This is a genomic window from Pseudonocardia sp. TRM90224 (assembly GCF_021245725.1).
In the GTDB taxonomy this organism is placed as follows: Bacteria; Actinomycetota; Actinomycetes; order Mycobacteriales; family Pseudonocardiaceae; genus Pseudonocardia.
The window spans coordinates 23454-49122 of sequence record NZ_JAJGSX010000043.1 but is presented as its reverse complement, the minus strand read 5'-3'; the positions used below and the strand labels follow the sequence as shown (position 1 = coordinate 49122).

Annotated in this window: 19 protein-coding genes; 3 read left to right on the top strand and 16 right to left on the bottom strand. The window is 71.1% G+C overall.

What is annotated here, in order from left to right; all coding sequences use genetic code 11:
- Positions 1-622: 622 nt before the first annotated feature.
- The 8 genes from LL648_RS36370 to LL648_RS36335 form a co-directional block, all read right to left on the bottom strand.
- Positions 623-1969: a right-handed parallel beta-helix repeat-containing protein gene (locus LL648_RS36370; protein ID WP_232667381.1), complete on the bottom strand. Its 1347-nt coding sequence runs from the start codon at positions 1967-1969 to the stop codon at positions 623-625.
- Complete coding sequence (locus LL648_RS36365) at positions 1966-2850, bottom strand: polysaccharide lyase (protein WP_232667380.1); 885 nt, start codon at positions 2848-2850, stop codon at positions 1966-1968. The genes LL648_RS36370 and LL648_RS36365 overlap by 4 nt, the downstream gene beginning before the upstream one ends.
- Positions 2850-4991 carry a right-handed parallel beta-helix repeat-containing protein gene (locus LL648_RS45560; RefSeq protein ID WP_232667379.1) on the bottom strand — a complete coding sequence of 714 codons (2142 nt, stop codon included), beginning with the start codon at positions 4989-4991 and terminating at the stop codon, positions 2850-2852. The genes LL648_RS36365 and LL648_RS45560 overlap by 1 nt, the downstream gene beginning before the upstream one ends.
- Positions 4988-6766: a glycosyltransferase gene (locus LL648_RS36355; RefSeq protein WP_232667378.1), complete on the bottom strand. Its 1779-nt coding sequence runs from the start codon at positions 6764-6766 to the stop codon at positions 4988-4990. Before LL648_RS36355 ends, LL648_RS45560 begins: the two co-directional genes overlap by 4 nt.
- On the bottom strand, positions 6763-7656 hold the full coding sequence (locus LL648_RS36350) for a hypothetical protein (RefSeq protein ID WP_232667377.1): 894 nt from the start codon (positions 7654-7656) through the stop codon (positions 6763-6765). Before LL648_RS36350 ends, LL648_RS36355 begins: the two co-directional genes overlap by 4 nt.
- Positions 7657-8003: 347 nt before the next feature.
- Entirely contained in the window at positions 8004-8822 is an 819-nt protein-coding gene (locus tag LL648_RS36345) for a polysaccharide lyase family 7 protein (protein ID WP_232667376.1), read from the bottom strand.
- A 217-nt stretch (positions 8823-9039) separates the two neighbouring features.
- The gene (locus tag LL648_RS36340) at positions 9040-9837 is read right to left on the bottom strand and encodes a glycerophosphodiester phosphodiesterase family protein (RefSeq protein WP_232667375.1); all 798 of its coding nucleotides are present in this window, start codon (positions 9835-9837) and stop codon (positions 9040-9042) included.
- A gap of 159 nt (positions 9838-9996) precedes the next feature.
- Complete coding sequence (locus LL648_RS36335) at positions 9997-10788, bottom strand: SDR family NAD(P)-dependent oxidoreductase (RefSeq protein WP_232667374.1); 792 nt, start codon at positions 10786-10788, stop codon at positions 9997-9999.
- A 133-nt stretch (positions 10789-10921) separates the two neighbouring features.
- Here LL648_RS36335 and LL648_RS36330 point away from each other — a divergent pair, with 133 nt between their 5' ends.
- The 3 genes from LL648_RS36330 to LL648_RS36320 all read left to right on the top strand — a co-directional run bounded on the left by LL648_RS36330 (position 10922) and on the right by LL648_RS36320 (position 18667).
- Complete coding sequence (locus LL648_RS36330) at positions 10922-11623, top strand: TMEM175 family protein (RefSeq protein WP_232667373.1); 702 nt, start codon at positions 10922-10924, stop codon at positions 11621-11623.
- 287 nt (positions 11624-11910) lie between these two features.
- Complete coding sequence (locus tag LL648_RS36325) at positions 11911-15201, top strand: right-handed parallel beta-helix repeat-containing protein (RefSeq protein ID WP_232667372.1); 3291 nt, start codon at positions 11911-11913, stop codon at positions 15199-15201.
- Between the two features lie 178 nt (positions 15202-15379).
- A complete protein-coding gene (locus LL648_RS36320; protein WP_232667371.1) occupies positions 15380-18667 on the top strand; it encodes a right-handed parallel beta-helix repeat-containing protein in 3288 nt (1095 codons plus the stop codon).
- 69 nt (positions 18668-18736) lie between these two features.
- On the opposite strand, the gene LL648_RS36315 is transcribed toward LL648_RS36320, so the two are convergent.
- The 8 genes from LL648_RS36315 to scpB all read right to left on the bottom strand — a co-directional run bounded on the left by LL648_RS36315 (position 18737) and on the right by scpB (position 25662).
- Positions 18737-20008 carry a sensor histidine kinase gene (locus LL648_RS36315; RefSeq protein WP_232667370.1) on the bottom strand — a complete coding sequence of 424 codons (1272 nt, stop codon included), beginning with the start codon at positions 20006-20008 and terminating at the stop codon, positions 18737-18739.
- Between the two features lie 27 nt (positions 20009-20035).
- Complete coding sequence (locus tag LL648_RS36310; RefSeq protein WP_232667369.1) at positions 20036-20704, bottom strand: response regulator; 669 nt, start codon at positions 20702-20704, stop codon at positions 20036-20038.
- A gap of 51 nt (positions 20705-20755) precedes the next feature.
- Positions 20756-22150 carry a ribosome biogenesis GTPase Der gene (der, locus tag LL648_RS36305; RefSeq protein WP_232667390.1) on the bottom strand — a complete coding sequence of 465 codons (1395 nt, stop codon included), beginning with the start codon at positions 22148-22150 and terminating at the stop codon, positions 20756-20758.
- Between the two features lie 41 nt (positions 22151-22191).
- The gene (locus tag LL648_RS36300; RefSeq protein WP_232667368.1) at positions 22192-22836 is read right to left on the bottom strand and encodes a lysophospholipid acyltransferase family protein; all 645 of its coding nucleotides are present in this window, start codon (positions 22834-22836) and stop codon (positions 22192-22194) included.
- Positions 22837-22868: 32 nt separating this feature from the next.
- Positions 22869-23570, bottom strand: coding sequence for a (d)CMP kinase (cmk, locus tag LL648_RS36295; protein WP_232667367.1), 702 nt, complete (start codon positions 23568-23570; stop codon positions 22869-22871).
- 181 nt (positions 23571-23751) lie between these two features.
- Complete coding sequence (gene aroH, locus LL648_RS36290; RefSeq protein ID WP_232667366.1) at positions 23752-24114, bottom strand: chorismate mutase; 363 nt, start codon at positions 24112-24114, stop codon at positions 23752-23754.
- A 2-nt stretch (positions 24115-24116) separates the two neighbouring features.
- Positions 24117-24917, bottom strand: a complete 801-nt coding sequence (locus tag LL648_RS36285; RefSeq protein WP_232667365.1) for a pseudouridine synthase — start codon at positions 24915-24917, stop codon at positions 24117-24119.
- A gap of 19 nt (positions 24918-24936) precedes the next feature.
- Positions 24937-25662 carry an SMC-Scp complex subunit ScpB gene (scpB, locus tag LL648_RS36280; protein ID WP_232667364.1) on the bottom strand — a complete coding sequence of 242 codons (726 nt, stop codon included), beginning with the start codon at positions 25660-25662 and terminating at the stop codon, positions 24937-24939.
- Positions 25663-25669 lie beyond the last annotated feature (7 nt).

Genomic DNA, 25669 nt, shown 5'->3' with positions numbered 1-25669 from the left:
CCGCACGGATTCACATCCCTCGTCGCGGCCCGAAGGGCCATGACGGACTTTCCTGACCTTCCGCGCACACACCTCGGCCTGCGGCGCCCTCGGTCCCGCTCACCGGCCCGTGGGTGGGTGCACGGACAGCTGGCGCAGGCGCTCGTGCACAGGTTGATGCCGCCGTGCACACGTTCGAACCTGTGCACGAGAAGACGAACCTGTGCACAAGCAACCCGGGCCGTGACGGCCGGTCGGGTTGTGTGCGTTGCGCACGCGAGGTCAGGAAAGCCACTTTCCGGCCCTCACAGGGCAGGAAAGTGGCTTTCCAGCCCTCCCCGCCCCCTGGTTGACGGCGCGAACGGCACTTTCGAACGATAGGTTCGCCCGAAAGTGCCGCTCGCGCACTTCCCGGTGCTGGCCGAGGCGGGTGTGGTCGTCGAGTTGAGTGTGCTGAGGGCTGTCGCGACAGCCCTCAGCACACTCTCGATCGGCCAGTGCCAGGAACCTCGGGTGCCGGTCCACCGCGGTGGCTTTCCTAGCACCCCCAGCCACCCTCCGCACTCGGCCCGGCCTGGGCCGCGTGCGACCAGGCATGGCCACTCCCGGCCTGCCCTTGGCCACCCCGGGGGTACGCAGCGCACTACCGGTTCTTGACGTCGTCTTCCTTGTTGTCGAAGATCGTGTTCCCGCTCCCGGGCGACTTCTCAGAGCCGTTGAACAGCACCCCCGTGCGGCTGCCGAAGATCTGGTTGCCGGTGATCTCGAAGGCGCCGTCGGTGTCGATGTAGACGCCGTAGCGGGCGTTCTCGCCGATCGTGTTGTTGCGGACCATGGAGCCGGCTGCCTCGCTGACCAGCCGCACGCCGTCCTGCTTGTTGCCGCGTAGCTGGTTCTTCTCGATGATCGTGCCCTGCGAGGTCTGCCCGATCCCGATGCCGGACTCCGCGTTGTCGTAGACGCGGTTGCCGCTGATCGTGTTGCCCGACGACTCGTTGATGTTGATGCCCTGCACGGCGTTCGCGAACGTGTCGTTGTTCTCGATCAGGTTCTTGTCCGAGTGCAGGTACATGACGATGCCGTGGTGCTTGTTGCGGAACACGATGTTCTCGCGGATCCGGCTGTTGGTGCATTCCTCGGCGAGGATGATCCCGTGCTTGCCGTTGTCGTGGACGACGTTGCGCTCGATGACCATGTCGTGTGACCCGGTGTGCGGGTCGACGCCGTACAGGATGCTGTCGTGGATCTCGTTGTCGGTGACGACGAGCCCGTTCACGCCGAAGGAGTAGATCCCGTAGTAGAGGTGCGAGACCTTGCTGTTGGTGATCTTGCCGACGGTGCCCTCGGTCCGCCACGACAGGCCGTAGGACTCGACCTCGCTCCAGCCGAGGAAGCGCAGCTCCGACTTGTCGATCGTCAGCGACGCACCGTCGCGGGCCAGCAGGAAGCTGCGGCCGTCGAGGTGGTCGGTGTCGACCTTGTTCTGCTCCGGGTCCCACGACGTGATGCAGGCGCCGACGACCTCGATGCCACCGCCCAGCGCCTTGATCGTGGTGAAGCCCTTCGGCGTGCTCTGCATCTTGAGCCACCGCACTTCGGGGGCCGAGATGACGATGGACGCGCCCTCCGCGACGACGAGGTTGGCCCCGAGCACCCACTCCCCTTCACCGATCTGCTTCAACGCCGCGTCGTTCCCGATCGCCTTGGCGAGCTTCGCGAAGGGGACCTTCTCGCCCTTCGTCATCGTCACGGTGTTGGTGACGCGATCGAAGGTCGTCGTCGCGGTGCCGCCGCCGCTGTCGTCCCCAGCTGGGCCGGCCGCCGCCTCCTGCGTGCAGGGCGCGGCCGGGTCGATGACCACCGGCGGCGGGACGGGCTTGCGGGTCACCGGCTCGGGCGGGGTCGTCGAGCAGGCCGCCACGAACAGGCTCGCCAGCACCGCGAGCAGCAGGGCCGCGAGCGGCCGTCGGGAAAGAACGATTCGGGTCATTTGGGATCGCCTGTCTCGGCACAGGTCCCGCCCGCGGCCGGCGCCGGCGCCGCGGCGGCCGGGACGGAGAGGCGGAACCCGGCAAAATCGGTGTACTGGTCGACGGGTGAGGCCCACGAGGAGTCGCTCCCGCCGAAGAAGGTCGAGAAGAACAAGCCGTCGATGCGCAGGTCGGCGGCGCTGCGGAACTCCAGTCCCGTCACGTCGAGCACTTGCCGCCCGTCCTGCCACACGGTCACCCTCCCGTCCTTGCCGCCCGGGGTGTTGAGCTGGACGCGCTGTCGCATCGTCGTCCACTCACCAGGGGTGAACGACCAGCACCCCCGCCCGAGCGACGTGCCGTGCTCCTCGGAGCTCGGCAAGTAGGCGTAGACCTCGCCGGCGCCATCCGCCCGCCACATGTAGCGCGTGGACAGGCCGTCGGTGCCGTCCGGTATCTCCCGGCCGCCGGTGACGGTGCCGCCGTAGAAGCCGGGCAGCTTGCCGCCCTTGACGAAGTCGAAGCCCGCGGGGAAGCGCACGGAGTACTCCAACTCCGCCGTCTCGGCCGGGCCACCGGCCAGCTGCAGGTAGGCCTGCAGCCCGCCCTCCGGCCCGCCGGCGCTGCGGCTGGCCGACCCGGCGGGGTACGCGACGCGCAGCACCCGCCCGCCCGGCGCGCCGGGCTCGTCGAGCAGCGAGCCCTTGTCGAGGCCGAAGTCGCCGTCGTCGCTGTAGCGCAGCCCGTTGCCGAGGAACGACGTGAGCTCCGCGGACGTCACCCCGGTCGGGGGTGTCACAACAGGAACCCTGCCGGCCGCCGACGCCCCGCCGCAGCCCGCCATCGCCAGCAGGGCGACGGCCGAGGCCAGCAGCAGGCGCGTCGACGTACCGGAACCCATCAGGTGGCCGCCGGAAGCGGTGGCGGGGTCTGCCGCTTGCCACCGCCCACCTTGCGCTGACGGGTCAAGTGGATGAGCTCCAACGCGAACGCGAGCAGGATCAGCGGGACCCCGACGGCACCGAGCAGGTTCAGCGGTGGCAGACCGACGTCGTTGGTCTCGCCGCGGATCTCCACCGCGCCCCGGATCGCCTCGAGCGCGTGCACGCGCGAGTTGGTCAGCAGGAACGGGCTGCCGGGCGCGGTGTTCACCCCCAGCTCGACGGTGTCGACGTTGACCTGGTCGGCGTGCACGAGCTCGGCCGACCGCGAGTGGATGCCCTCGTCGGCCACGACGATCGAGGTGCCGGTGATCGAGGTCGGCGCACCGACGTCGATGCCGGTGAGGCCGCCGGAGATCTCCCCGCCGATGATCTTCGTGCCGGGGCTGTACGTGCGCACGGCGTCCGAAATGACGTCGTTGGCGATGATGTTCTCGATCACGACGCCGGTCGTGCCGCCGGTCGCGACGACGCCGTCACGGCCGCGGTCCACCGTGAGGCCCTTGACGTGGACCTCACCCGCTCCGCGCTCGATGCGCACGCCGGTGCGGGCGTCGGCGACCCTGCTGTCGTTGATCTGGATGTTGTGACCGCCGACCGCGACGCCCGCGACGCGGGCGCCCTCGATCGTCGAGCCGCGCACCTCCAGGCCCTTCGTGCTCTTCTCGATCACGACACCGCGGCGGCCGCCGCTCATGCGCAGCCCGTCGAGGACGATGGCCGAGCTGTTGACGTGGGTGAAGACGCCGATCGGCTGGTCGGTGGCCGCGAAGTCGCGCACCGTGACCTCGGTCGAGCGGCTGATGCGCAGCCCACCCGCGCGGTCGGCCGTCGTGTTGACGCCCTGCACCAGCGGCTTCGTCTGCCCGACTACCGCGACGCCGTAGGTCTTGTTGTCGTTGGTGGAGATGCCGCCGATCGGCCGGTCGGTGGAGTCGCCGGTGACGAGGACGCCGTTGGCGCCGTTCTTCTCCACCTTGACGTTCGTCATCACGGTCTTGAGGTCGCCCTGCATGACGATGCCGTCGCCGCTGGACTCCGAGACCATGACGTCGTCGAGCTCGACGCCCTGGGAGCGGGAGAGCTTCAGCCCGATGCTGTTCTTCGCCATCGACGTGCGGGCCATCTTGCCCGTGCTGTTGCGGTTGAAGACGATCGCCGGGTGCCCGTCGTCGTTGCCGGTGTCGATGGTGCCGAGGTCGTTGAACTGGGCATCCTCGGCGCGCAGCGATCCGTTGCCGGAGACGACGATGTAGGGCCGGCCCTTCGCGGTCGGGGCCAGCGGCTCGCCGTTGTCGCGGTTCGCCGACGTGACCGTGATGCCACGCACGACGAGCTTGCCGCCGCCGGTGTGCACGATCGCGGCCTCGGTCGGCTTGTCGCCGCCGCCGAGCTGCAGGGTCTTGATGGAGCCGCCGCCCAGCTCGAACGTGACACCGGGGGTCAGCACGACCGCTGCGGTGAGCCGTGCGGTCTCGCCGTCGACGCTCATCCACGACGCCGGGAGCACCTTGTCGAGCGCCTCGACGGCAACCGGGCCCGCCACCCGCGGGATCTGCGAGTCGAGGTTTCCGTTGGACACGACGTCGACCCGCGTCGAGCGGATGACGATCATGCGGGACGGCCGGCCGCGCTTCTCCCAGGAGAGGCGCACTTTCCGCTGCGCCTCGGCCAGCTCGGCTGCCTTCTCCGCGGCCTCGCGGGCCGCTTCGGCGGCCTGGCGGGCGGCCTCGGCGGCCTGCTCGCGCGCGATCGCCGCCGGGTCGTTGGCCGGGTCGGGCACCGGATCCGGGGTCTGGGTCGGCGGGTTCGGGTCAGGATTGGGGTTGGGATTCGGGTTCGGATCCGGGTCGGGATTCGGATCCGGGTCGGGGTTCGGGTTGGGATCGGGGTTCGGATTGGGATCCGGGTTCGGGTCGGGGTTCGGCGCGAGCTTCGACCCCGGACCGCCCACCGCCGGAGCACCCGACCCCGCCGACGCCGACGCCGACGACGGGCCCGGGCCTGCGGCCCCGACCATCGCAACGATCACCGCTACCGCGAGCACCGCGGCGGACCGGTGTCGCCACCGGTCCGCCGTGCTCCTACTCCTGCTCGTCACGCCGGCACGTCCTCGGGATAGTCCGGGTGCGGCGGGCGCCGCTGGGGTGGGGAGTGGGGCGGCCGCTGCTGCGGCGGCCCCTGGGGCGGTCCCTGCGGGTGCGGACCCGGCCGGCCCTGCGGACGCGGGCCATTGGGACCGTTCGGACCGAACTGCGGAGGCGGCCCCTGCGGCCGCGGGCCGTTCGGACCGTGCGGTCCCTGCGGGAACGGCGGACCTTGCGGCCGCGGACCCGGACCGTGCGGTCCCGGACCGTGTGGACCGTTCGGATGCGGTGGCCCTTGCCGTTGCGGCGGCCGCCCTTGCGGGTGCGGCGGGCCTTGGCGGTGTGGTCCCTGCGGGTACGGACCGCCCGGACCCGGTCCACCAGGTCCACCCGGTCGCGGGCCCTGCAGGTGCGGTGGCGGCGGCCCCTGTGGCCGTGGCCGCTGCCCCTCGCGGGGCGGACCCTGCGGGGGCCCCGGCGGGCGGCCGCCCGCCCCGACCCCGGCGCCCTGCGGCTGCAGCTCGCGCGAGGGATCGAGCTCCTCGTCGTGCATGTCGAGGTCATCGCGGAACTGCTCGCCGAGCACGACGTCGCCGTCGTCGCCGGCATCGTCGGTCCGCACGACCTCGCCGTTCTCCACCGCGACCTGGCGGGTGAGCCAGCGCTGCTTGCGGATCGTCAGCAAGGCGCCGATCTTGATGAACGCCATGATCCAGGAGACGAACACGTACCCGGGGACGAACAAGAACGACGACGGTCGTCGCCTCAGGTGCGGCAGCAGCTTGGCCGAACGGCTGATCTGCCACCACGCGGCCAGCACGATGCAGAAGATCCAGTGCTGCTGGATCAAGGAGTAGATCATGAAGATCGGGCCCAGCAGCAGCGTGAAGCTGCTGACGCCCTTGTCGATCATCGTGTAGGCCAGGAAGGGGTGCTTCCACACCCACTTCCGCGACAGCGCACGCAGGTCGGAACGCCATGTGTTGCGGGCCCACCGCAGGCGCTGCTTGTAGAAGATGCGCCAGCCGCTCGGGAACGTCGACCACACCTCGGCGGTGCGCTGCATGTACGTCAAATGACCACGCTCCAGGATCAGCGTGGTCAGCCGCTTGTCGTCCCCCGAGAGGCACTGGACACCCATGAACGTCTCGTGCATGAAGTCCGGCTCGATCTCCATCAGGAGCTCGCGGCGGTAGATCGCCGTGCGCCCCGACAGGCACGAGACCGCCTGGCCGAGCAGGCTCTGGCTGGCGTTCTCGTCGAAGTAGCGGTGATCGAGGAACATGTCGGTGATGCGGGCCAGGAAGCCCTTCGTGCCGTAGACGCTCTGCCGGGTGCCGACCCCGCCGATGCGGGGGTCGGCAAACGGCTTGCACACCTCGGAGGCCACGTTCTTCGCCCAGATCGTGTCCGAGTCGACGAGCGCCACCAGCGGGAACCGTGCGGCATTCCACCCCTTGCGCAGCGCGTCGCGCTTGCCGGGGACGTCGGTGATGACGACCCGGACGGGGTAGCGACGCGCGACCTCCTGGCACTTCTTGTCGGACACGTCGATGACGAGGATGACCTCGTTGACCTTGTTGGCGAGCCAGGACTCGATCGCCATCGCGAAGATCTCGGGATCTTCCTGGTACGTCGGTACGACCACGCTCATCGGCAGCCGGAAGTCGTTCCTGATCGGCTTGTACAGCACTGCCGGGATCCGCCGGACCAGCCAGCATCCCCATCGGATGAGCCCGAGCACGCCGAGCGGCGTGCCCAGGACGTAGTAGTACAGCGGTAGGGTCATGCCAGCTCGGCGCCCGCCGCCTCCGCAGTGGCTGCGTCGACCTCACGGCTGACGACGGCCTCGAGACGCTCGTTGGTGTCCACCACCGCTTCCAGCAGCGGCATGTCGACACCGATCCCGGCGGCGAAGCCGAGGAAGCCGTTGGTGTCCTTCGGGAGGCAGACACCGCCGTAGGGGGCGCCGCCGCGGATGCCGTAGTTCGGGTTGATCGAGCCCTCGGCCGACTTCGCCACGGTCGAGGCGATCGGGTCGAGGTCGAGCCCGATCTCCTGCGCGACCAGCCACATCTCGTTCCAGAAGCTGATCTTCGCAGCGTTGAAGACGTTGTGGGCGCACTTGATGAACTCGGCCTCGGCCGGGTCCGAGAACGTGCGCAGCTCGCCGCCGAATGGCAGCAGCAGCTCGCGCAGCGCGGCGAGGGTGTCCTCGTCGCGGCTGGCGATGACCGTCATCCACGGGTTGCGGAAGTCCTCGGCCGCGGAGACGGCGCGCAGGAACTCCGGGTTCGACGCCAGACCGAAGTCGACGCCGGCCTTCTTGCCCGAGTGCTCCTCGAGCGACGTGCGCACGAGACCCTCGGTCGTGCCGGGCGGCACGGTGGAGCGCACGACGACGGTGTGCCGCGCCGTGGCGGTGGCCAGCGCCTTGCCGACGGAGGCGGCGCCGGCGGCGAACGCGTTCAGGTTGTACTCGCGGCCGACGTGCGGGGTCGGCAGCGTCAGCAGGATGAAGGCCTCGGGCTCGTCCGAGAGGTCGATCTCGTCGCGCGCGTCGTAGCCGCGCGAGCGCAGGTCGTCGAGCCGGTGCTGCGCTACATCGATGAAGGTGACCTGGTGCCCCGCGCCGAGGAACCCCTCACCGGTCGCAGTCCCGACAACCCCGGATCCCACGATGAAAATTCTCGATGACCTCATCGACTGTGCCCCCTCCAACCATCGACCAGCATCTGGGTGATCGCCACGGACGGCATCCTGTCCTGGCGGCCGTGACGGGCGGCAGGGGCGTTCAGGGTGCCGGCTCGGGCCGGGAAATTCGTTCCGCCGGGGGGTGCTGACGCGGAAATCCGCAGGTCAGAGGGACAGTCCCGACGAACGACGCAACTGGCGTAGTTCACACTTGTTCAACGATGAGGGCCCTGATGGTCACGAATAGGTGTCTTCGCGAGCGATCAGCGGCAATGTTTATGCGCCGAAAGGTGGGGGTACCTGAGAGCGCCGGACTCAGATGCCGGAACCGATCACCCTGTGTGCGTAACCGTCAACCCGTAGAGGACCACCTGACCAGTGGCAGCCGGGTCCTCGCCGCGGCTGGGATTCGACTGAACGTAACTACCGGCCTTGAAGTACCAGCCGGTCCCACTCACCGGGATCGGCTGCGCGACCTTGCCGTTGTAGCTGACCTCGACACGGCCGCCCGACGCCTTGATCTGCAGGTCGTAGGGGGTGCCGAGGCGGTACGCCTCGTCGAGGACGATCGAGCCGTCGCCGTCGTCGTACTCCGCCAGCAGTCGCTCACCCTCGAGCCGGACCTCGATGACGTCGTCCTCTGCGTCGTGGATCTGCGCGGCGACGACGTCCTGCTTGACCAGTGGCAACTGGGTGATGGCCTGCCGCACCTGCATCGTGTGGGTGCCACTCCGATTGGACCAACTGGCCTTCTCGCTGCCCTTCATTTCGCGCAGCTCGGAGCGCGGATAGCTGCTCCCTTTGGTGGTGACACCGCCGGCGTTCGCCGTGAACACGACGCCGTCGCCGGTCTCGTTGAGCCGGAACCAGTCGCCGCTGTACCGGGCGAGATCGGGCTGGTAGACGTCGTCGGGGTCGTCCGTCTTGCCCGTCGGCAGCGTCAGGTACCAGTTGGTGAGATCGATGACCTCGCTCGGCAGCGACGCCTTCGCGCCGCTCTGCGGGCGGGCGTCGGACTGGGCGGTAGGCGGCGTCACCGGGGCCCCGCTCCCTCCGCCGGACGGGCCGCCGCAGGCCGCGAGCAGCGCGAACGAGGACAGCACAGACAGCACCGCCGTCAACGTGATCGGCAACGACGTGGGGCGATGCATGCGCTTCTCCACCGGGACCTTCCGCTCGGACCGCAGGCCCCGCGATCGGGACCCCTTGGGCAGCGAAGAATCTATCGGCGGCGGGTGAGGTCCTGGTGACGGGCGAACCGTCCCGTCGAGCGGAGGCATGAGGTCGGCGCCGAACGGCCGCTCGTACCGCTCGTCCGATTCGCCCGAACCATGGCGCCGTTCGGCGCAGTCGGCGACGACAACGACGTCAAGGCCGTTCGGGAGCGCTCTCCGCGGCCACGACGTCGTTCTCGACGCACCGCCGGACGAGCGCGGGCTCGTTGGTGGTGATCTCCTGCACGCCGATCTCCTGGAGCAGCCGGACGTCCGCGGGGGCGTCGACGGTCCAGACGCGAAAGCGTCTACCTGCGGCGACGGCCTTGCGGACGGCCTCGGGATCGGCGCGGACGGCCTCGACGGACGGGCCGGCGAGCACGCCGTCGGGGAGCGTGTCGGCGAGGCTTTCGGTGAGCTGGCAGAGGTGGTGCGGGTCGACATGCTCGGCCAGGTGCGCGACCGACCCGGGGTCGAAGCTCATGAACGAGACGAGCACGCCGTCGAGCCTCGACGTCGCCGCGTCCCAGCCCGATGCGCGAAGCTGCGCCAACACCGCGTCCTCCAACGCACGTCCGAACGGGGACGGGTGTTTGAGCTCGATCGCGATGCCGACCTCGCGCCCGGCTCCGCGCAGGATCGTGAGCAGCTCGGACAGGGTGAGGAGCTGCTCGGCGGGCGTCCCGTACGCCGCCGGGACGGGAACGCCCTTCCACGAGCTGACGTCGAGCGCGCGCAGCTGCGCCGCGGTCAGCTCGGCGACCGCGCCGGAGCCGTCCGACGTGCGGTCCACGGTCGGATCGTGCAGGCAGACGAGCTGCCCGTCGCTGGTCAGGTGCACGTCGCACTCGACGCCGTCGGCGCCGTCGGCGAGCGCCTGCAGCATCGCAGCCCGGGTGTGCTCGGCGAACTGCGCGCTGGCCCCGCGGTGCGCGTAGATCAAAGGCTCCATGGGCGGGAGCGTACGTGCGCATCTCGTGCGGAGGTTGCTTGAAGATCGGGTGCGCCTCGGCGAGCGGCACCGCGTCCGTCGACGGGCGGCCCGGCGACCGGCCGGGTAGTGATGGGCCGCGTCGACGAGAGGAAGTTCGAATCCGACAAACGGCTGATCTCATGCATAAGGGCGCATTCCGGCGAGCATCCCGCCGTCGACGGGCAGAACGACGCCCGTAACGAATGACGACGCCGGGCCGCAGAGCCAAACGACGGCTGCGGCGACCTCGTGCGGCAGCCCCGTCCTGCGCATCGGGACCGAGCGCGCCACCTGCTGCTGCGCCTGCTCCCCCGCCCGCTCCAGGTGCCCGGTCAGGATCGGGCCCGGCGCGATCACGTTGATCCGCACGTCCTGAGCTGCATAGTCGAGCGCGGCCGAGCGGGAGAGGCCGACGACGCCGAACTTCCCGGCCACGTAGCCGCCGATGCCGGCGACCCCCTCCACGCCCGCCGTCGACGCCATGTTGACGATCGCGCCGCCGCCCCCCGCGACCATCGCCGGGATCTCGTGCTTCATCGAGAGGAACACCCCGAGCAGGCTGGTGCGGGCGACGGTGTCGAAATCGGCGACGGCGACGTCCGCGAGTGGGGCCGGCCGGTGCCCGGGGCCGCCCGCGTTGTTGAACGCCGCGTCGAGGCGGCCGAACTCGGCGACGGTCCGCTCGACGAGCGCGCCGACAGCGTCGGGATCGGTGACGTCGGTCGGGACGACCAGCGCGGTGCCGCCCGCCGCGCGGATGCGCTCGGCGACGCCGTCCAACGCGTCCCGGTCGCGGGCGGCGAGCGCGACCCGCGCGCCGGCGGCGGCGAGCGCAACCGCGGCGGCCGCGCCGATGCCTCGGCTCGCGCCGGTGACGAGAGCGACCTTGCCGGAGAGGGGCTGGTCCCCCGTGCTGGAGGTGGTGGTCATGGCGTCGACCGTAGGAGCACGGGGATCCCCACCGAATCGGCGAAACCGCCAGTCGGTGGGTGCGGGTGTGCCGCCGGCCGCCCCCGCCCCGCCGCGACGGCCCCTGCGCTGCGGGTACGGCAGGATGGCCGCGGTGGATCACGAGCCGCAGCCTGCTGTCCCCGCGGCGCAAGCCGAGCCGACGCACGTCACCCCGAAGGCCCGCGCCGACGCGCGTTACCGCCAGCCGCACCGCCTGACGGCGCTGTCGGACGGCGTCTTCGCGATCGCGATGACGCTGCTGGCGTTGGAGATCAAGCTCCCGGAGGGCATCTCCCCCGCTGACCTCGACGGGTTCGTCGAGTCGCTCGGCGACCTGTTCTCCAGTCTCGGAGTCTTCGTGCTCGCGTTCTACGTGACGTCGGAGTACTGGATCGGCAACCACCGCGCGATGTCGTACGTGCACACGGTCGACGCGCGTGCGCTGGCGCGCACCATCAGCGTGCTGGTCGGGGTGGCCGTGCTGCCCATCTCGATGCGGCTGATCATCGACTGGGGTCAGTTCCCGCAGGCCTTCTCCATCACCGCGGCGGTCCTCGCCACGACCTCCGTGCTGGCCATGCGGCTCAACATGCACGTGCTGAAGCCGGAGCTGGCCGACGTCGACCCGCACGACCGGCGCCTGCTCGTCGTGCAGCCGCTCGTCTACGGCGTGGTCTACGCGCTGTCGATCCCGCTCGCGTTCCTCCTCTACTTCGGGTTCGGGCTCTCGGCGGCCTGGGCGGCGACGTTCTGGGCGGTCCTCTTCGTCGCCCGGCCGGTCACAAAGCGGATCGTCGCCCGATCGTCCGGGTGACGCGGCATCACCTCGTGCGGTGGCCACGGACGTTGCCGGGTTGATCGCGTGATCCAGGCGGCGCCTCGCAAGGCGCCGCCCGCAGCTCAGACCGGGCGTCTTTGCAAGGGCGGCAACGCCGCGAGGCGTCGTCTGGGCGCGCGAGCGACCCGGTGGACGTTTGTGGCCGCCGCACTAGCTGGTCCGGGCCTGTCGGCACGCCGGATTACCATCACCGGCGTGAGGCGCGGCCGAGCCGGGCCTCACACCTCTGTGGTGCGGAAATGGTGTCGAGGCGGGGGAAGCAGATGCCGAGAGTGATCCGGGTCGACGCATCGAGCAGGAAGTGGGGCACCCACGCGTCGATCACCGCTGCGCTCGCGACGGCCCCGGCCGGCGCCAACATCGCGGTCGCGCCAGGTGTCTACAACGAAAGGTTCGTCGTCGAGCGCCCGGTGGTGATCTTCGCGGAGTCCGGCCGCGGGACCGTCACGATCCAGTCGCACGAGGGCGTCGTGGTCGGCGTCCGCGCCCACACCACGCTCACCGATCTCACGTTGCGCAGCACCGCCGCCACCAACGGCGCCGCTGTGCGGATCGACGGCGCCGAGCTGGTCATGGAGCGGTGCGACGTCGACATCACCGACCACGGCGTCCGCGTGATGGGTGGCAGCTCCGCGCGCATCCGGTCCAGCGCCTTCACCCGTGGCGCGGTCGGGGTGGCCGTCGAGGGCGGCCGCGTCCGGGTCGAGGGCTGCACCTTCACCGACATGGCCTGCAACGGCGTCGCGTTCATCGGCGCGCTCGAGGCCCTCGTGAGGGACTGCACGATCCGCAGCTGCGGCTGCCACGGCATCAAGATCGACAGCGGCTCGGTGTGCACGATCGAGACGACCGACATCTCCGACATCTCCAACTCGTCGGTCTACGTCGACGGCAAGTCCCTGCCGACCATCCGCAAGTGCTACATCCACGACGGCAACGAGCGCGGCATCCGGTTCACCGGCAGCAGCACGGGCACGGTCGAGGACTGCGAGATCACCGGCATGGCCTCCAGCGGGATCCACGTGGAGAAGTCGAGCAACCCCGTCGTGCGGCGCACGAGCATGCGGGAATGCCGCGGCAACGGCATCTTCGTCAGCGACTACGGCCGCGGCCGGTTCGAGGACTGCAACGTCGAGCGGACGCACCTCGGCGCGGTCGGCGTGCAGACCTTCGGCAACCCGACGGTCGTCTCCACCACCATCCGGGGCGGCGACAAGCACGGCGTGCACGTCCTCGACAACGGCCGGGCCACGGTGGAGGTCATGGACGTGCACGACGTCCGCTTCCAGGCGTTCCGCGTCGAGGGCAACGGGCACCTCGTCGTCCGCGACGCCTGCACCTACGGCGCGGGCGACGCCGGGGTGTGGGTGCTGGGCAACTCGTCGGCCGAGTTCACCGAGGTGGAGGTGGCCCTCACCCGCAACGCCGCCATCGTCGACGGCACGGCCACCTTCGCGAAGAGCAGCCTGCACGACTGCTCCGAGTACGGCATCAACGTCCGCAACGGCGGTGCGAAGGTCACCATGGTCGACACCGAGATCGCGAAGATGGGCATCGACGGGATCCGGGTGCAGGACACCAACCTCCTGGAGGCCACCCGGGGCAGCATCCACGACTGCACCGGCGCCGGGGTGCGGGTCGGGGAGGGCGGCAGCGCCACGCTCGCCGACTGCCGGGTCGAGGCCAACACCGGCTCGGGTGTTGTGGTCGAGTCGAACCAGCAGGTGCTCGTCCGTGGCGGGGTGGTGAAGGGCAACCGCGGCGAGCAGATCGACGGCCGGAACCGGCCCACCGTCGTCGTCGAGCGGGTCGACCTCGGCGAGCGCCAGCGGCACGTCGGCACCGGAGGCGGCACGGATCAGGACCAGCGGACCACCTCCCGGCCTGCCGACGCCCCTTCGCAGGACGGGCTGCTCGCCGACCTCGCCGACCTCACCGGCCTGGCCGAGGTGAAGCAGCAGGTCACGTCGCTCGTCGACACGATCGCGGTCGCCGAACGCCGCCGGGCCGCAGGGCTGCCGGTGCCGACGATGAGCCGCCACCTCGTCTTCGCGGGCGCCCCCGGCACGGGCAAGACCACCGTGGCCCGGCTCTACGGGCAGATCCTCGCCTCGCTCGGCGTCCTGCGTACCGGACAGGTGGTCGAGGTCAGCCGCAGCGACCTGGTGTCGGAGAACGTCGGCGGCACCGCCCTCAAGACCACCAAGAAGTTCAACGAGGCCATCGGTGGCGTGTTCTTCATCGACGAGGCCTACTCGCTCGCGCGCCCGTCCGGCGGCGGCGTCGACTTCGGCCGCGAGGCCATCGACACGCTCGTGAAGCTGATGGAGGACCACCGCGACGACGTCGTGGTGATCGCCGCGGGCTACTCCGCGGAGATGCGGACGTTCCTGCAGTCCAACACCGGTCTCGCGTCGCGGTTCAGCCGCACCGTCGAGTTCCCCAACTACAGCCCGCAGGAGCTGCTGGAGATCGTGACGAGCCTGGCGACCGAGCACGGCTACGAGCTGGCTGCCGACGCCGGCGACGTGCTCGTGCAGCACTTCCGGACGATGAAGCGCGACGAGACGTTCGGCAACGGGCGCGTCGCGCGCCGGGTGTTCGAGGCGATGACCACCCGCCAGTCGCAACGCCTCGCAGCCATGCCCGACGCCACCGCCGACGACCTGCGGCTGCTCCTGCTCTCCGACCTCAACGACGTCGCCGAGGGGCTCGGGATGCGATCCGGTTCCCGCGCGCTCGACCAGGCCCAGATCTCCGCGCTCATGGCGGAGCTCGACGCGCTCGTCGGGCTGGGCAAGGCGAAGGAGGAGGTCACCGACGTCATCAGCCTGCTGGGCATGGCCCGGCGGCGGCGCGAGGCCGGCCTCCCCGAACCCGACCTCTCGCGCCACCTCGTGTTCGCCGGGCCGCCCGGCACCGGCAAGACGACCATGGCCCGGCTCTACGGGCGGCTGCTCGCCGCGCTGGGCGTGCTCGCCACCGGGCAGATCGTCGAGGTCAGCCGCGCCGACCTGGTCGCGCAGTACATCGGCCAGACGGCGCCGAAGACCAAGGAGGCGTTCGAACGCGCCCGCGGCGGCGTCCTGTTCATCGACGAGGCATACACGCTGGTCCGCGGCAACGAGAGCGGCAACGACTTCGGCCGGGAAGCCGTCGACACCCTGCTCAAGCTCATGGAGGACCACCGCGACGAGGTTGTTGTCATCGTCGCGGGCCACGCTGAGGACATGCACCGGTTCATCGAGTCCAACCCGGGGTTGGGTTCGCGGTTCAGCCGCTCGATCAGCTTCGACAGCTACGGGCCCGACGAGCTGGTGACGATCTTCTCGCGGCAGGCGGCGACCAGCGGCTACGACTGCTCCGCGGAGGCGCTCGACGCCGTGCGCGCGAAGTTCGAGGTGGCCGTGGGCTCGCCGGCGTTCGGCAACGCGCGCGAGGTCCGCCACGTCCTGAACGAGATGATCAGCAGGCAGGCCCGCCGGCTCGCAACCAACTTCGACGCCACCACCGAGGACCTGCGCACCCTCCTGCCCGAGGACCTGCCCCGCTAGCTGCGCTCGGGCGCTGGCAAGGTGTGCGTCCCGCACGCGAGGGCAGGAAAGCCACTTTCAGGCCCTGTGAGGGCAGGAAAGTGGCTTTCCTGCCCTCCACGGGAGCGCCTCGGAGCGTTCCACCCCCGCCGAATACCATCGGTTGCGTGTTGGTGCACTGTCCGTTGGTCGGAGGGCGATGAAGCCGAAGGTCGTCCGGGTCGACGCGTCCGGCTCGACGCGGGGCGGGTATCGGACCATCGGTGCCGCGCTCGCGGAGGCCCCTGACGGCGCCGCCATTGCGGTGGCCTCGGGGAACTACACCGAGCAGCTCGTGGTCGAGCGGCCCGTCACGATCTACGCGGAGTCCGGGCGCGGCGGGGCCGTGCTCAGCTGGCACGAGGGCGCGACGCTCTCCTGCGGCGCGCAGGCCGCCGTCACGGGGCTCACCGTGCGCAGCACGGCGGCGACCAACGGCGCGGCCGTCCGCGTCGAGGGCGGCGCGCTGATCATGGAGCACTGCGACGTCGACTCCGCCGACTACGGCGTGCGGGTCGTCGACGGCAGCACCGCCGTCGTGCGCGGCAGCCGCTTCACCCGCGGGTCGGTCGGGGTGGCGGTCGAGGGCGGGCGCGGTTGGATCGAGGACTGCGAGTTCGTCGACATGGCCTGCAACGGCGTCGCGTTCATCCGGTCGCTCGAAGGCAGCGTCGAGGGCAGCACGATCCGTGGCTGCGGCTGCCACGGCGTCAAGATCGACGACGGCGCGGTCTGCACGATCGAGCGCACCGACATCTCCGGCACGGCCCAGTCGGCGATCTTCGTGGGCGGCGCGTCGCTGCCCACGATCCGCAACTGCACGATCCACGAGTGCAACGAGCGCGGGGTTCAGGTCACCGGCCGCAGCACGGGCGTCGTCGAGGACTGCGTGATCACCGGGATGGCGTCGAGCGGGATCCACGTGGAGCAGTCGGCGAACCCGGTGGTGCGCCGCACCGTGATGCAGGGCTGCCGCGGCAACGGCATCTACGTCAGCGACTACGGCAGGGGCCGCTTCGAGGAGTGCCGGATCGAGGGCGCGCACCTCGCCGCCGTCGGTGTGAAGTCGTTCGGCAACCCGACGGTCGTCTCCAGCACGGTCGAGCGCGGTGAGCAGCACGGCGTGCACGTGCTCGACAACGGCCGCGGCACCGTGGAGCAGATCGACGTGCGGGACGTGCGGTTCCAGTCGTTCCGCGTCGAGGGCGGCGGCCATCTCGTCGTCAACGGCGCCGCGACCTCTGGCGCGGGCGACTGCGCGGTGTGGGTGCACGGCGGGTCGAGCGCCGAGTTCACGCGGCTCGAGGTGCGCGACACGACCAAGAACGCCGCGCTGGTCGACGGCAAGGCCACCTTCGAGAACTGCACCTTGCTCGACTGCACGGAGTACGGCATCAACCTGCGCAACGGCGGGGCCAAGGTCACCTTGCGCGACACCGAGATCGGCCGGATGGGCCTGGACGGGGTGTGGGTGCAGGAGTCCAACGAGCTGGAGGCCGTCTCCAGCCGGTTCCACGGCAACACCCAGGCCGGCGTGCGCGTCGGCGACGGTGGGCGGGCCACGCTGGAGGGCTGCCTCGTCGAGTCCAACACCGGCGCAGGCGTCGCCGTCGAGACGAGCCTGCCCGTCGTCGTGCGCGGCGGGGTGGTGCGCGGCAACGGCGGGCTGCCCGTCGAGGGCGGGGAACGTCCCGCGGTGGTGGTGGAGCGGGTCGACATCGACACGGCGACCACGTCCACGTCGGGCGAGCCCGGCACGACCGGCGAAGGTGGACGCAGCTCCAAGGACGGCCTGCTCGCCGACCTCGACGGGCTCATCGGCCTCGACGCGGTGAAGCAGCAGGTCACAGCGCTGGTCGACATGATCGCGGTGTCGCAGCGCCGGCGCGACGCCGGGCTGCCCGTGCCGACGATGAGCCGCCACCTCGTCTTCGCAGGCGCCCCCGGCACGGGCAAGACCACCGTCGCGCGGCTCTACGGCCAGATCCTCGCCTCGCTCGGCGTCCTGCGCACCGGACAGGTCATCGAGGTCAGCCGCACCGACCTCGTCTCGGAGAACGTCGGCGGCACCGCCCTCAAGACCACCAAGAAGTTCAACGAGGCCATCGGCGGGGTACTGTTCGTCGACGAGGCCTACGCGCTGGCGCCCCAGCCGGGCGGCGGGGTCGACTTCGGCCGGGAGGCCATCTCGACCCTGGTGAAGCTGATGGAGGACCACCGAGACGACGTCGTGGTGATCGCCGCGGGCTACTCGGCCGAGATGCGCACGTTCCTGCGCTCCAACACCGGCCTGGCCTCCCGGTTCAGCCGCACCATCGAGTTCCCCAGCTACAGCCCGCAGGAGCTGTTGAAGATCGTCGAGCGGCACGCGGGCGAGCACGGCTACGAGCTCGCACCCGACGTCCGCGAGGTGCTCATCGGCCACTTCGGCTCGATGAAGCGCGGCGACACCTTCGGCAACGGCCGCGTCGCGCGGCAGGTGTTCGAGGAGATGACGGCACGGCAGTCGCAGCGGCTCGCGGCGATGCCCGACGCCACCCCCGACGATCTGCGGCTGCTGTCGCTCCCCGACCTCGGTGAGGTCGGGGCCGGGCTCGGCATGCGCGCGGCACAGCGCTCCCACGATCCCGCCCAGGTCACGGCGCTGATGAACGAGCTCGGTGGGCTCGTCGGGCTGGAGAAGGCGAAGGAGGAGGTCACCGACGTCATCAGCCTGCTCGCCATCGCGCGGCGCCGACGGGCCGCCGGCCTCCCCGAGCCCGACCTCTCGCGCCACCTCGTCTTCGCGGGGCCGCCCGGCACCGGCAAGACGACCATGGCCCGGCTCTACGGGCGGCTGCTCGCCGCGCTGGGCGTGCTCGCCACCGGGCAGATGGTCGAGGTCAGCCGCGCCGACCTGGTCGGGCAGTACGTCGGGCAGACCGCGCCGAAGACCAAGGAGGCGTTCGAACGCGCCCGCGGCGGCGTCCTGTTCATCGACGAGGCCTCGGCACTGTCCCGCGGCCACGACGGCGCGCACGACTTCGGCCAAGAGGCCATCGACACCCTCCTGACCCTGATGGAGAACCACCGCGACGAGGTCGTCGTGATCGTTGCCGGGCCGCTGGAGGACATGCGGCGGTTCACCGCCTCGAATCCCGGCCTGTCGTCGCGGTTCAGCCGCACGGTCGTCTTCGACAGCTACACCACCGACGAGCTGCTCACGATCTTCACCGCGATGGCCACGACCAGCGGCTACGACTGCCCACCCGAGACGCTCGCCGCCGTCAGCGCCCGGTTCGACGCCCTGTCCGACAGCACAGGAGCGCGCAGTCCGTCGTTCGGCAACGCGCGGGAAGCCCGACGGGTGCTGAACGAGATGATCAGCCGGCAGGCCCGCAGGCTCGCGGCCGACCTCGAATCCACCACCGAGGAGCTGCGCCTCCTCACCCCCGACGACGTCACGTAGAAGGTCCCCACCGTTTTGCCAACCTGCACACCCTGAAAGGCGTGCAGGTTGGCAAAACGGTGGGGAAGTTCAGGCGGAGTCGGGGTGCAGCTCGTAGACCTCGGCGGTCAGCTTCGGCAGCGGGAAGCTCGCGCGCACGGTGAAGCCGCCCTCCGGGGACGGCGCCGCGGTGAGCTGCCCGCCCGCCGACGTGACGCGCTCGGCGAGGCCCATCAGGCCGGTGCCGCCCCTGACGAACGCGTCCCTGCGGCGCCGCAGCACCCGCGGGGCCGCTGTGTTGCGCACCTGCACCATCAGCTCGTCGGTGCGCCAGCGCAGCTCGAGCCGCACGGCGGAGCCGGAGGCGTGGCGCACCGCGTTGGTGATCGACTCCTGGGCCACCCGGTAGACCGCACGGCCCACACCGGGCGCCAGCTCGACCGGCTCGCCGTGGTGCACCAGCTCGACGTCGACACCGGCGGCGCTCGCGCCCGCGACGAGGGCGGCCAGCTCCGCGAGGCCCGCCACCTGCTCGGCCCCCGCGTCGAGCAGGCCCAGCGCGGCCCGCATCTCGGCGAGCGCGCGCTTCGCGAGCGAGCGGATCTGCTCGGCCGACTGCCGTGTCTCCTCCTCGGCCGTCGACGCCGCCAGCGCCGCGGCACCAACTGCGATCAGCGTCGCGTGGTGCCCGACGGCGTCGTGGATCTCCCGCCCGATCCGGGCCCGTTCCTGCGCGCGGGCGGCGTCCTGCGACGCGCTCATGGCGCTCTCCCGCGCGCTGGTCAGCTCGGCGAGGCTCGCGGTGAGCCGTTCCCGGGTGCTCAGCAGCAGCCCGAGCGCCGCGGGCGCGACGGCGTAGAGCCCGACGAACGCGAACGTGAGCGCTACCCGTTGCCACGGCAGGTCCTGCGTGAGCAGCACCGGCGTGACCGAGACGACGAGGGTCAGCAGCAGCCACGGGACGGTTGTGCGCAGCTGCGTCGCGCGCCGGCCCATCGTGAAGAGCGCGACGAGCGCGGCCGGCCAGCCCAACCCGCCGGCGAGCCCGGCCAGCCCGCCGATCAGCGCGAGCGGCGGCCAGATGTGCCGCAGCGGCAGCAGCAGGCAGCCGATGATCGCCACCGGCACCGACCACGTGAACGGCGGCACGGCCCAGAGCACCGCAACGAGCGGGATCCCCACCGCGGCCGCTTCGATCAGCCCGCGACGCACCCACTCGGGCAGCGCGCGCAGCGCCGGGAGCGACCGGAGCGTCGAGAACGAGGAGAGCAGCGGTGGGCGCACCCACCGCGGCCGGACGCCTGTCGACGCCGGTTCGGGCGCGACCGTTGCAGGCGCGACGCGCTCCTGCGACATCGTCATCGGCGTGCCTCCCTGCCCGATCACCGGCTACTGGACGCCCCAACCTTGCGCCAGCAGCGCGGCCTGGACCCTGTTCTCGGCACCCAGCTTGATGAGAAGTGCCGACACGTACTTCTTGACGGTAGCTTCGGCCAGCCCCAAACGACAGCCGATGGCCGCGTTGGAGTCGCCCGCGGCCAGCCGGCGCAGCACCTGGAGCTCGCGCAACGTGAGGTCGGGCGGACGCGTCGGCAGCGTCGGCGCCTCCGCGGCCAGCCGGGGCAGCAGCCGCGCGGTGATCCGCGGATCCAGCACCGCTCCACCCGCTGCGAGGTCGAGCACGGCCCTGACCAGGGCGTCCGGCTCGGCGTCCTTCAACAGGAAGCCCTGCACGCCGATCTTCAGCGCCTCGGCGACGTAGTCGTCGAGGTCGAACGTCGTCAACACGGCCGCAGGCGGGGCCTGTGGGCGGGCACACAGCACACGCAGCGCCGTGAGGCCATCGGTGCCCGGCATCTGGACGTCCACCAGCACGACGTCGGGCCGGTGTCGCTCGACCGCGGAGAGCATCTCCTTGCCGTCGCCGGCCAACCCGACGACCTGCACCGTGCCGGCCGCTTCCAGCACGGTCCGCAACCCGGCGCGCATGAGCGGCTCGTCGTCGGCGAGCACAACACGCACGGGTGTCGTACCTCGCGAACCTTCCGCCGCTGTCATGGACGGAGGGTAGCTCCTGATCGTCCGAACTGGTCAGCAGTGTTCTGGAGACTACTTCTTGGAGCGCTTCTCCCGCACCCGCACCGAGATCCGGACGGGCGAACCGGCGAAGCCGAACTCCTCACGCAGGCGCCGCTCGATGAACCGGCGGTACCCCGCCTCCAGGAACCCGCTCGTGAACAGCACGAACGTCGGCGGACGGGTGGTGGCCTGGGTGGCGAAGAGGATCTTGGGCTGCTTGCCGCCACGCACCGGCGGCGGGGTGGCGGCAACAACCTCGGATAGCCAGCCGTTGAGCCGGCCGGTCGGGATCCGCCGGTCCCACGACTCCAGCGCGGTCCGCAGCGCCGGTGCGATCTTCGCCACCGACCGTCCGGTGAGGGCCGAGACGTTGACCCGCTCCGCCCACTGCACCCGGACCAGGTCGCGCTCCAGCTCGCGCTTCATCGCGTTGCGGCGGTCCTCGTCGACGAGGTCCCACTTGTTGAACACCAGCACGAGCGCGCGCCCGGCCTCCTCGACCATGGTGATCACCCGTTGGTCCTGCTCGGCGATCGGCTCGGAGGCGTCGATCAGGACGACCGCGACCTCCGCGGCCTCGATCGCGGCCTGGGTGCGCAGGCTGGCGTAGTACTCCATGCCGCTCGCGGTCTTGACGCGCTTGCGCAGGCCTGCTGTGTCGACGAACCGCCACACCTCGCCGTCGAGCTCGACGAGCGAGTCGACGGGGTCGACGGTGGTGCCGGCGACGTCGTGCACGACCGAGCGGACCTCGCCGGAGACCCGGTTGAGCAGGCTCGACTTGCCCACGTTCGGCTTCCCGATCAGCGCGACCCGGCGCGGCCCGCCCCCGCCGGCGCCGAACTGGTCGCGCGGGCTCTCCGGGAGGGCTTCGAGCACGGCGTCGAGCAGGTCGCCGGAGCCGCGGCCGTGCAGGCCGCTCACCGGGTAGGGCTGCCCCAGCCCGAGGCGCCAGAGCGCCGCGGTGTCGGACGTGAGCCGGTCGTCGTCGACCTTCGTGGCGGCGAGCAGCACCGGCCGGTCGGAGCGGCGCAACACGCGCGCGACGGCCTCGTCGGTGCTGGTCGCGCCCACGCTGGCGTCGACGACGAGCATCACGGCGTCGGCCGAGCGGATCGCGTACTCGGCTTGCGCCGCAACAGCGGCCTGCAGACCGGTGGCGTCGGGTTCCCACCCGCCGGTGTCGACGAGGGTGAACCGGCGCCCGTTCCACAGCCCGTCGTAGGAGACGCGGTCGCGCGTCACCCCTGGGATGTCCTGCACGACCGCCTCCCGGCGCCCGATCAGGCGGTTGACCAGCGTCGACTTGCCGACGTTCGGACGGCCGACCACGGCGAGCACCGGGACCGGCGCGGCCGGCTCCGCCGGCTGCCCGTCGTCATCGACGGCGACGAACTCGTCGGGGTCGATCCCGAGCTCCGCCATCGTGGCGAAGGCGGTCCCGTCGACCGTGTCGTCTGTGCTGCTCACGTGGTGCTCCGTATTTCATCGAGTTCTCGGACCATCCCGGCCATCTCGGCCCTGATGGTCTCGGTCGCGGTGGCGAGGCCCGCTCGGCCACCACCGCTGCTGATCGTGATCGGCTCGCCGACCAGCACGTCCACGGGCGGGCGGAACCGGCGGCCCCGTCCGGCCGGCCGCCGGGTGCCGCGGCACACGACCGGCACGATCGTCGCACCCGCCGAGCGGGCGAGCCACGCCGCGCCGTGCTGCGCCGCCTCGACGTCACCCGCGCCGCGGGTGCCCTCCGGGAACACCCCGATCATCCCGCCGGCTTTCAGCACCCCGACGGCCGCCATCAACGGCCTGCGGTCGGGCGTCCCGCGCTTCACTCCGAGCTGCCCGATCCTGACCAGCCCCCAGCCGACGGGACCCGTGAACATTTCGTGCTTGACCAGGAACACCATGCGGCGCCGGAATAGTCCGAAGAGCACCGGCCCGTCGACGTACGAGCTGTGGTTGGCGACGAGCACCACCGGCCCGGACGACGTGAGGCGGTCGGCGTGGTGCACCCGAACCCGGAAGAACGGGAAGAAGATCCAGGTGCCGAGCCAGCGGGCGACGTCGTGCAGCCACGGCCACGCGCCGGGCGGCAGTTCCTGCGCCGACACGCCGGCCGATCCCCCAGCCGATCCCCCGGCCGTCACACCAGCCCTCGCTCCTGCACCAGGCGCAGCAGCTCGGCGAGCACGTCGTCGACGGTGAGCTCGTCGGTGTCGAGCACCAGCGCGTCGGGCGCGGCGTGCAGCGGGGAGGTCTTGCGGGTGGAGTCGAGCCGGTCGCGGCGCCGGACGTCGGCGAGGACCGTGGCGAGGTCGGCGTCGCGGCCGGCCTTGCGGTCCTGCGACCCGCGGCGGAAGGCCCTGATCTCCTCGGAAGCGGTCAGGTAGACCTTGAGCGGGGCTTCCGGCACGACGACGCTGCCGATGTCGCGGCCTTCGACGACGATCCCGCCGCCGTCGGTGAGCGCCTTCGCGATGTGCGCGCGCTGCCGCTCGACCAGCATCGTCCGGATCTCGGGCACTGCCGACACCGCGCTCACCGCGGCCGTGACGGCGCCGCCGCGGATCTCGTCCTCGACGTCCTCGCCGTCGAGGCGGATCGCGGGGGCGTCCGGGTCGGTCACCGACTCCATGGTCGCGCCGGTAGCGATCGCGACGATCGGCTCGGGCGGACCGTCGATGTCGACGCCCGCACGCAGCACCGCCAACGTCACCGCGCGGTACATGGCCCCGGTGTCGAGGTACGCGGCACCGGACTCGCGGGCGAGCCTGCGGGAGACGGTCGACTTCCCGGTCCCCGACGGGCCGTCCATCGCGACCACACCGTGCAGCCTGCCCGTCACCGTTCTCCACCCCTGTCCGGGCCAGCGGCCCCTGCTCGCCGCTTCACCGGCCACCTGTCCCACGCGCGCGGGACCGTCGACCATCATGCCGTCCGCCGAACTTCCCCATCGTTTTGGGTGGATGCGCGCGCAAAACGCGCGCATGTGCACAAAACGGTGGGGAAGTTCGGGCTGCCGGCGGCTACTGCGGCAGGTCGGTGCGCAGCGCCGCGGCTCCGCGGAGGTAGACGTGGCGCAGCTCGCCGCGGGGCAGCTCGGTGTCGACGTGCGCGAGCAGCCGCAGCGTGCGCGGCAGCGCGCCGGGCACCGCGATCTCCGACGCGCACATGAGCGGGACGTCGGTGAGGCCGAGCAGCCGCGCCGCGTACGCCGGGAACTCGGCGGTGAGGTCGGGGGTCGCGGTGAAGAGGATCGAGATGATGTCGTCGGCGGTCAGCGAGTTGCGCTTGAGCACGGCCGTCACCAGCTCCGCCGAGCCTTCGAGGATGTCGTCCCTGGTGTCGGAGTCGACCTGGATCGCGCCGCGGATCGCCCGTACCGGCATCCCTACATCCCCACCGAACGGTAGAGCGAGCCGACCTCTGCCCTGGTCAGCGGCCGCAGCTTGCCCGGGCGCTGGTTGCCGAGCTGCACGTCGCCGACGGCGGTGCGCACCAGCCGCTGCACGGGGTGCCCGACCTCGTCGAGCAGCCTGCGCACGACGTGCTTGCGACCCTCGTGGATCACCAGCTCGACCATCGACCGGCCCGCGTGGAAGTCGACGATCTTGAACGAGTGCACGGAGACCGGGCCGTCGTCGAGCTCGACGCCGGCACGCAGCCGCTTGCCGAGGTCGCGCGGCACCTGGCCCATCACCTCGGCCACGTACGTCTTCTCCACCTCGAACGACGGGTGCATCAGGCGGTGGCCGAGGTCGCCGTCGTTGGTCAGCAGCAGCAGACCCTCGGTCTCGGCGTCGAGCCGCCCGACGTGGAACAGCCGCGCCCGCTGCCCGCCGTCGAAGTGCTCCTCGACCCAGCCGCTCTCGACGACGAGGTCGCCGACGCACGGCCGTCCGCGGTCGTCGGACATCGTCGAGAGGATCCCGCGCGGCTTGTTCAGCGCGAGGTGGACCAGGTCGTCCTGCAGGACGATCCGGGAGCCGTCGACGTGCACGACGGCCGTCTGCGGGTCGACCCGCCGCCCCATCTCCTTGACGATCTTGCCGTCGACGCTCACCCGGCCGGCCGCGATCAGCTCCTCGGCAGCGCGCCGCGACGCAACGCCGGCCTGGGCGAGCACCTTCTGCAGGCGCACGCCGTCGGGGTGGGCGCCATCAGCGTGGGCGCCGGTCTTCACATCATTCATGTCGGTCTTCATCCGCCGGTCAGAGCTCGTCGATCGCGTCAATATCGGGGAGCAGCGGCGCCAAGGGCGGCAGCTCCTCCACCGACGAGAGCCCGAGTCGCTCCAGGAACAGCTCGGTCGTGCAGAAGAGCGTGCCCTGCGTCGCAGGGTCGACACCGGCCTCCTGCACCAGGCCACGGGTGAGCAGCGTGCGCAGCACCCCGTCGCAGTTCACACCCCGCACCGCCGACACGCGCGCACGCGTGACGGGCTGCCGGTAGGCCACCACGGCCAATGTCTCCAGCGCCGCCCTGGTGAGCCGGGCGCGCTGCCCGTCGAGGAGCAGCCGCTCGACGTACGGGGCGTACGTATCGCGTGTGTAGAAGCGCCAGCCCTCACCGGCCCGGCGCAGGTCGATGCCCCGCCCGGCCGCGGCGTAGCTCTCGGAGAGCCGCAGCAACGCCGGACGCACCCGCGCGACGGGCTGCGCCAACGCCAGCGCCAGCGTCTCCTCGTCGGTGGGCGCGTCGACGACCAGCAGCAACGCCTCCAGCGCCGCTTCGAGCGCGGTGTCTTCGGCGAGCTCGGGGTCGGCGTCGAGTTCAGCGCCATCCAGAGCAGCGCCACCCAGAGCAGCGCCATCCAGAGCAGCGCCACCCAGAGCAGCGTCATCGAGATCGGCGGCGGCCAGGTCATCGGCCAGTTCGGCGGCGACGAGGTCGCCGTCCAGTTCCGACCCTTCGGTCGGTAGGGAGGTGGGGCTCACTGGCCGG

Bases quoted from the DNA above. Each gene is read 5' to 3' on its own strand.
- LL648_RS36370 (WP_232667381.1), bottom strand. From the start codon at position 1,969: ATGACCCGAATCGTTCTTTCCCGACGGCCGCTCGCGGCCCTGCTGCTC.
- LL648_RS36365 (WP_232667380.1), bottom strand. From the start codon at position 2,850: ATGGGTTCCGGTACGTCGACGCGCCTGCTGCTGGCCTCGGCCGTCGCC.
- LL648_RS36355 (WP_232667378.1), bottom strand. From the start codon at position 6,766: ATGACCCTACCGCTGTACTACTACGTCCTGGGCACGCCGCTCGGCGTG.
- LL648_RS36345 (WP_232667376.1), bottom strand. From the start codon at position 8,822: ATGCATCGCCCCACGTCGTTGCCGATCACGTTGACGGCGGTGCTGTCT.
- LL648_RS36340 (WP_232667375.1), bottom strand. From the start codon at position 9,837: ATGGAGCCTTTGATCTACGCGCACCGCGGGGCCAGCGCGCAGTTCGCC.
- LL648_RS36335 (WP_232667374.1), bottom strand. From the start codon at position 10,788: ATGACCACCACCTCCAGCACGGGGGACCAGCCCCTCTCCGGCAAGGTC.
- LL648_RS36325 (WP_232667372.1), top strand. From the start codon at position 11,911: ATGCCGAGAGTGATCCGGGTCGACGCATCGAGCAGGAAGTGGGGCACC.
- LL648_RS36320 (WP_232667371.1), top strand. From the start codon at position 15,380: ATGAAGCCGAAGGTCGTCCGGGTCGACGCGTCCGGCTCGACGCGGGGC.
- LL648_RS36315 (WP_232667370.1), bottom strand. From the start codon at position 20,008: ATGACGATGTCGCAGGAGCGCGTCGCGCCTGCAACGGTCGCGCCCGAA.
- LL648_RS36310 (WP_232667369.1), bottom strand. From the start codon at position 20,704: ATGACAGCGGCGGAAGGTTCGCGAGGTACGACACCCGTGCGTGTTGTG.
- der (WP_232667390.1), bottom strand. From the start codon at position 22,150: ATGGCGGAGCTCGGGATCGACCCCGACGAGTTCGTCGCCGTCGATGAC.
- aroH (WP_232667366.1), bottom strand. From the start codon at position 24,114: ATGCCGGTACGGGCGATCCGCGGCGCGATCCAGGTCGACTCCGACACC.
- LL648_RS36285 (WP_232667365.1), bottom strand. From the start codon at position 24,917: ATGAATGATGTGAAGACCGGCGCCCACGCTGATGGCGCCCACCCCGAC.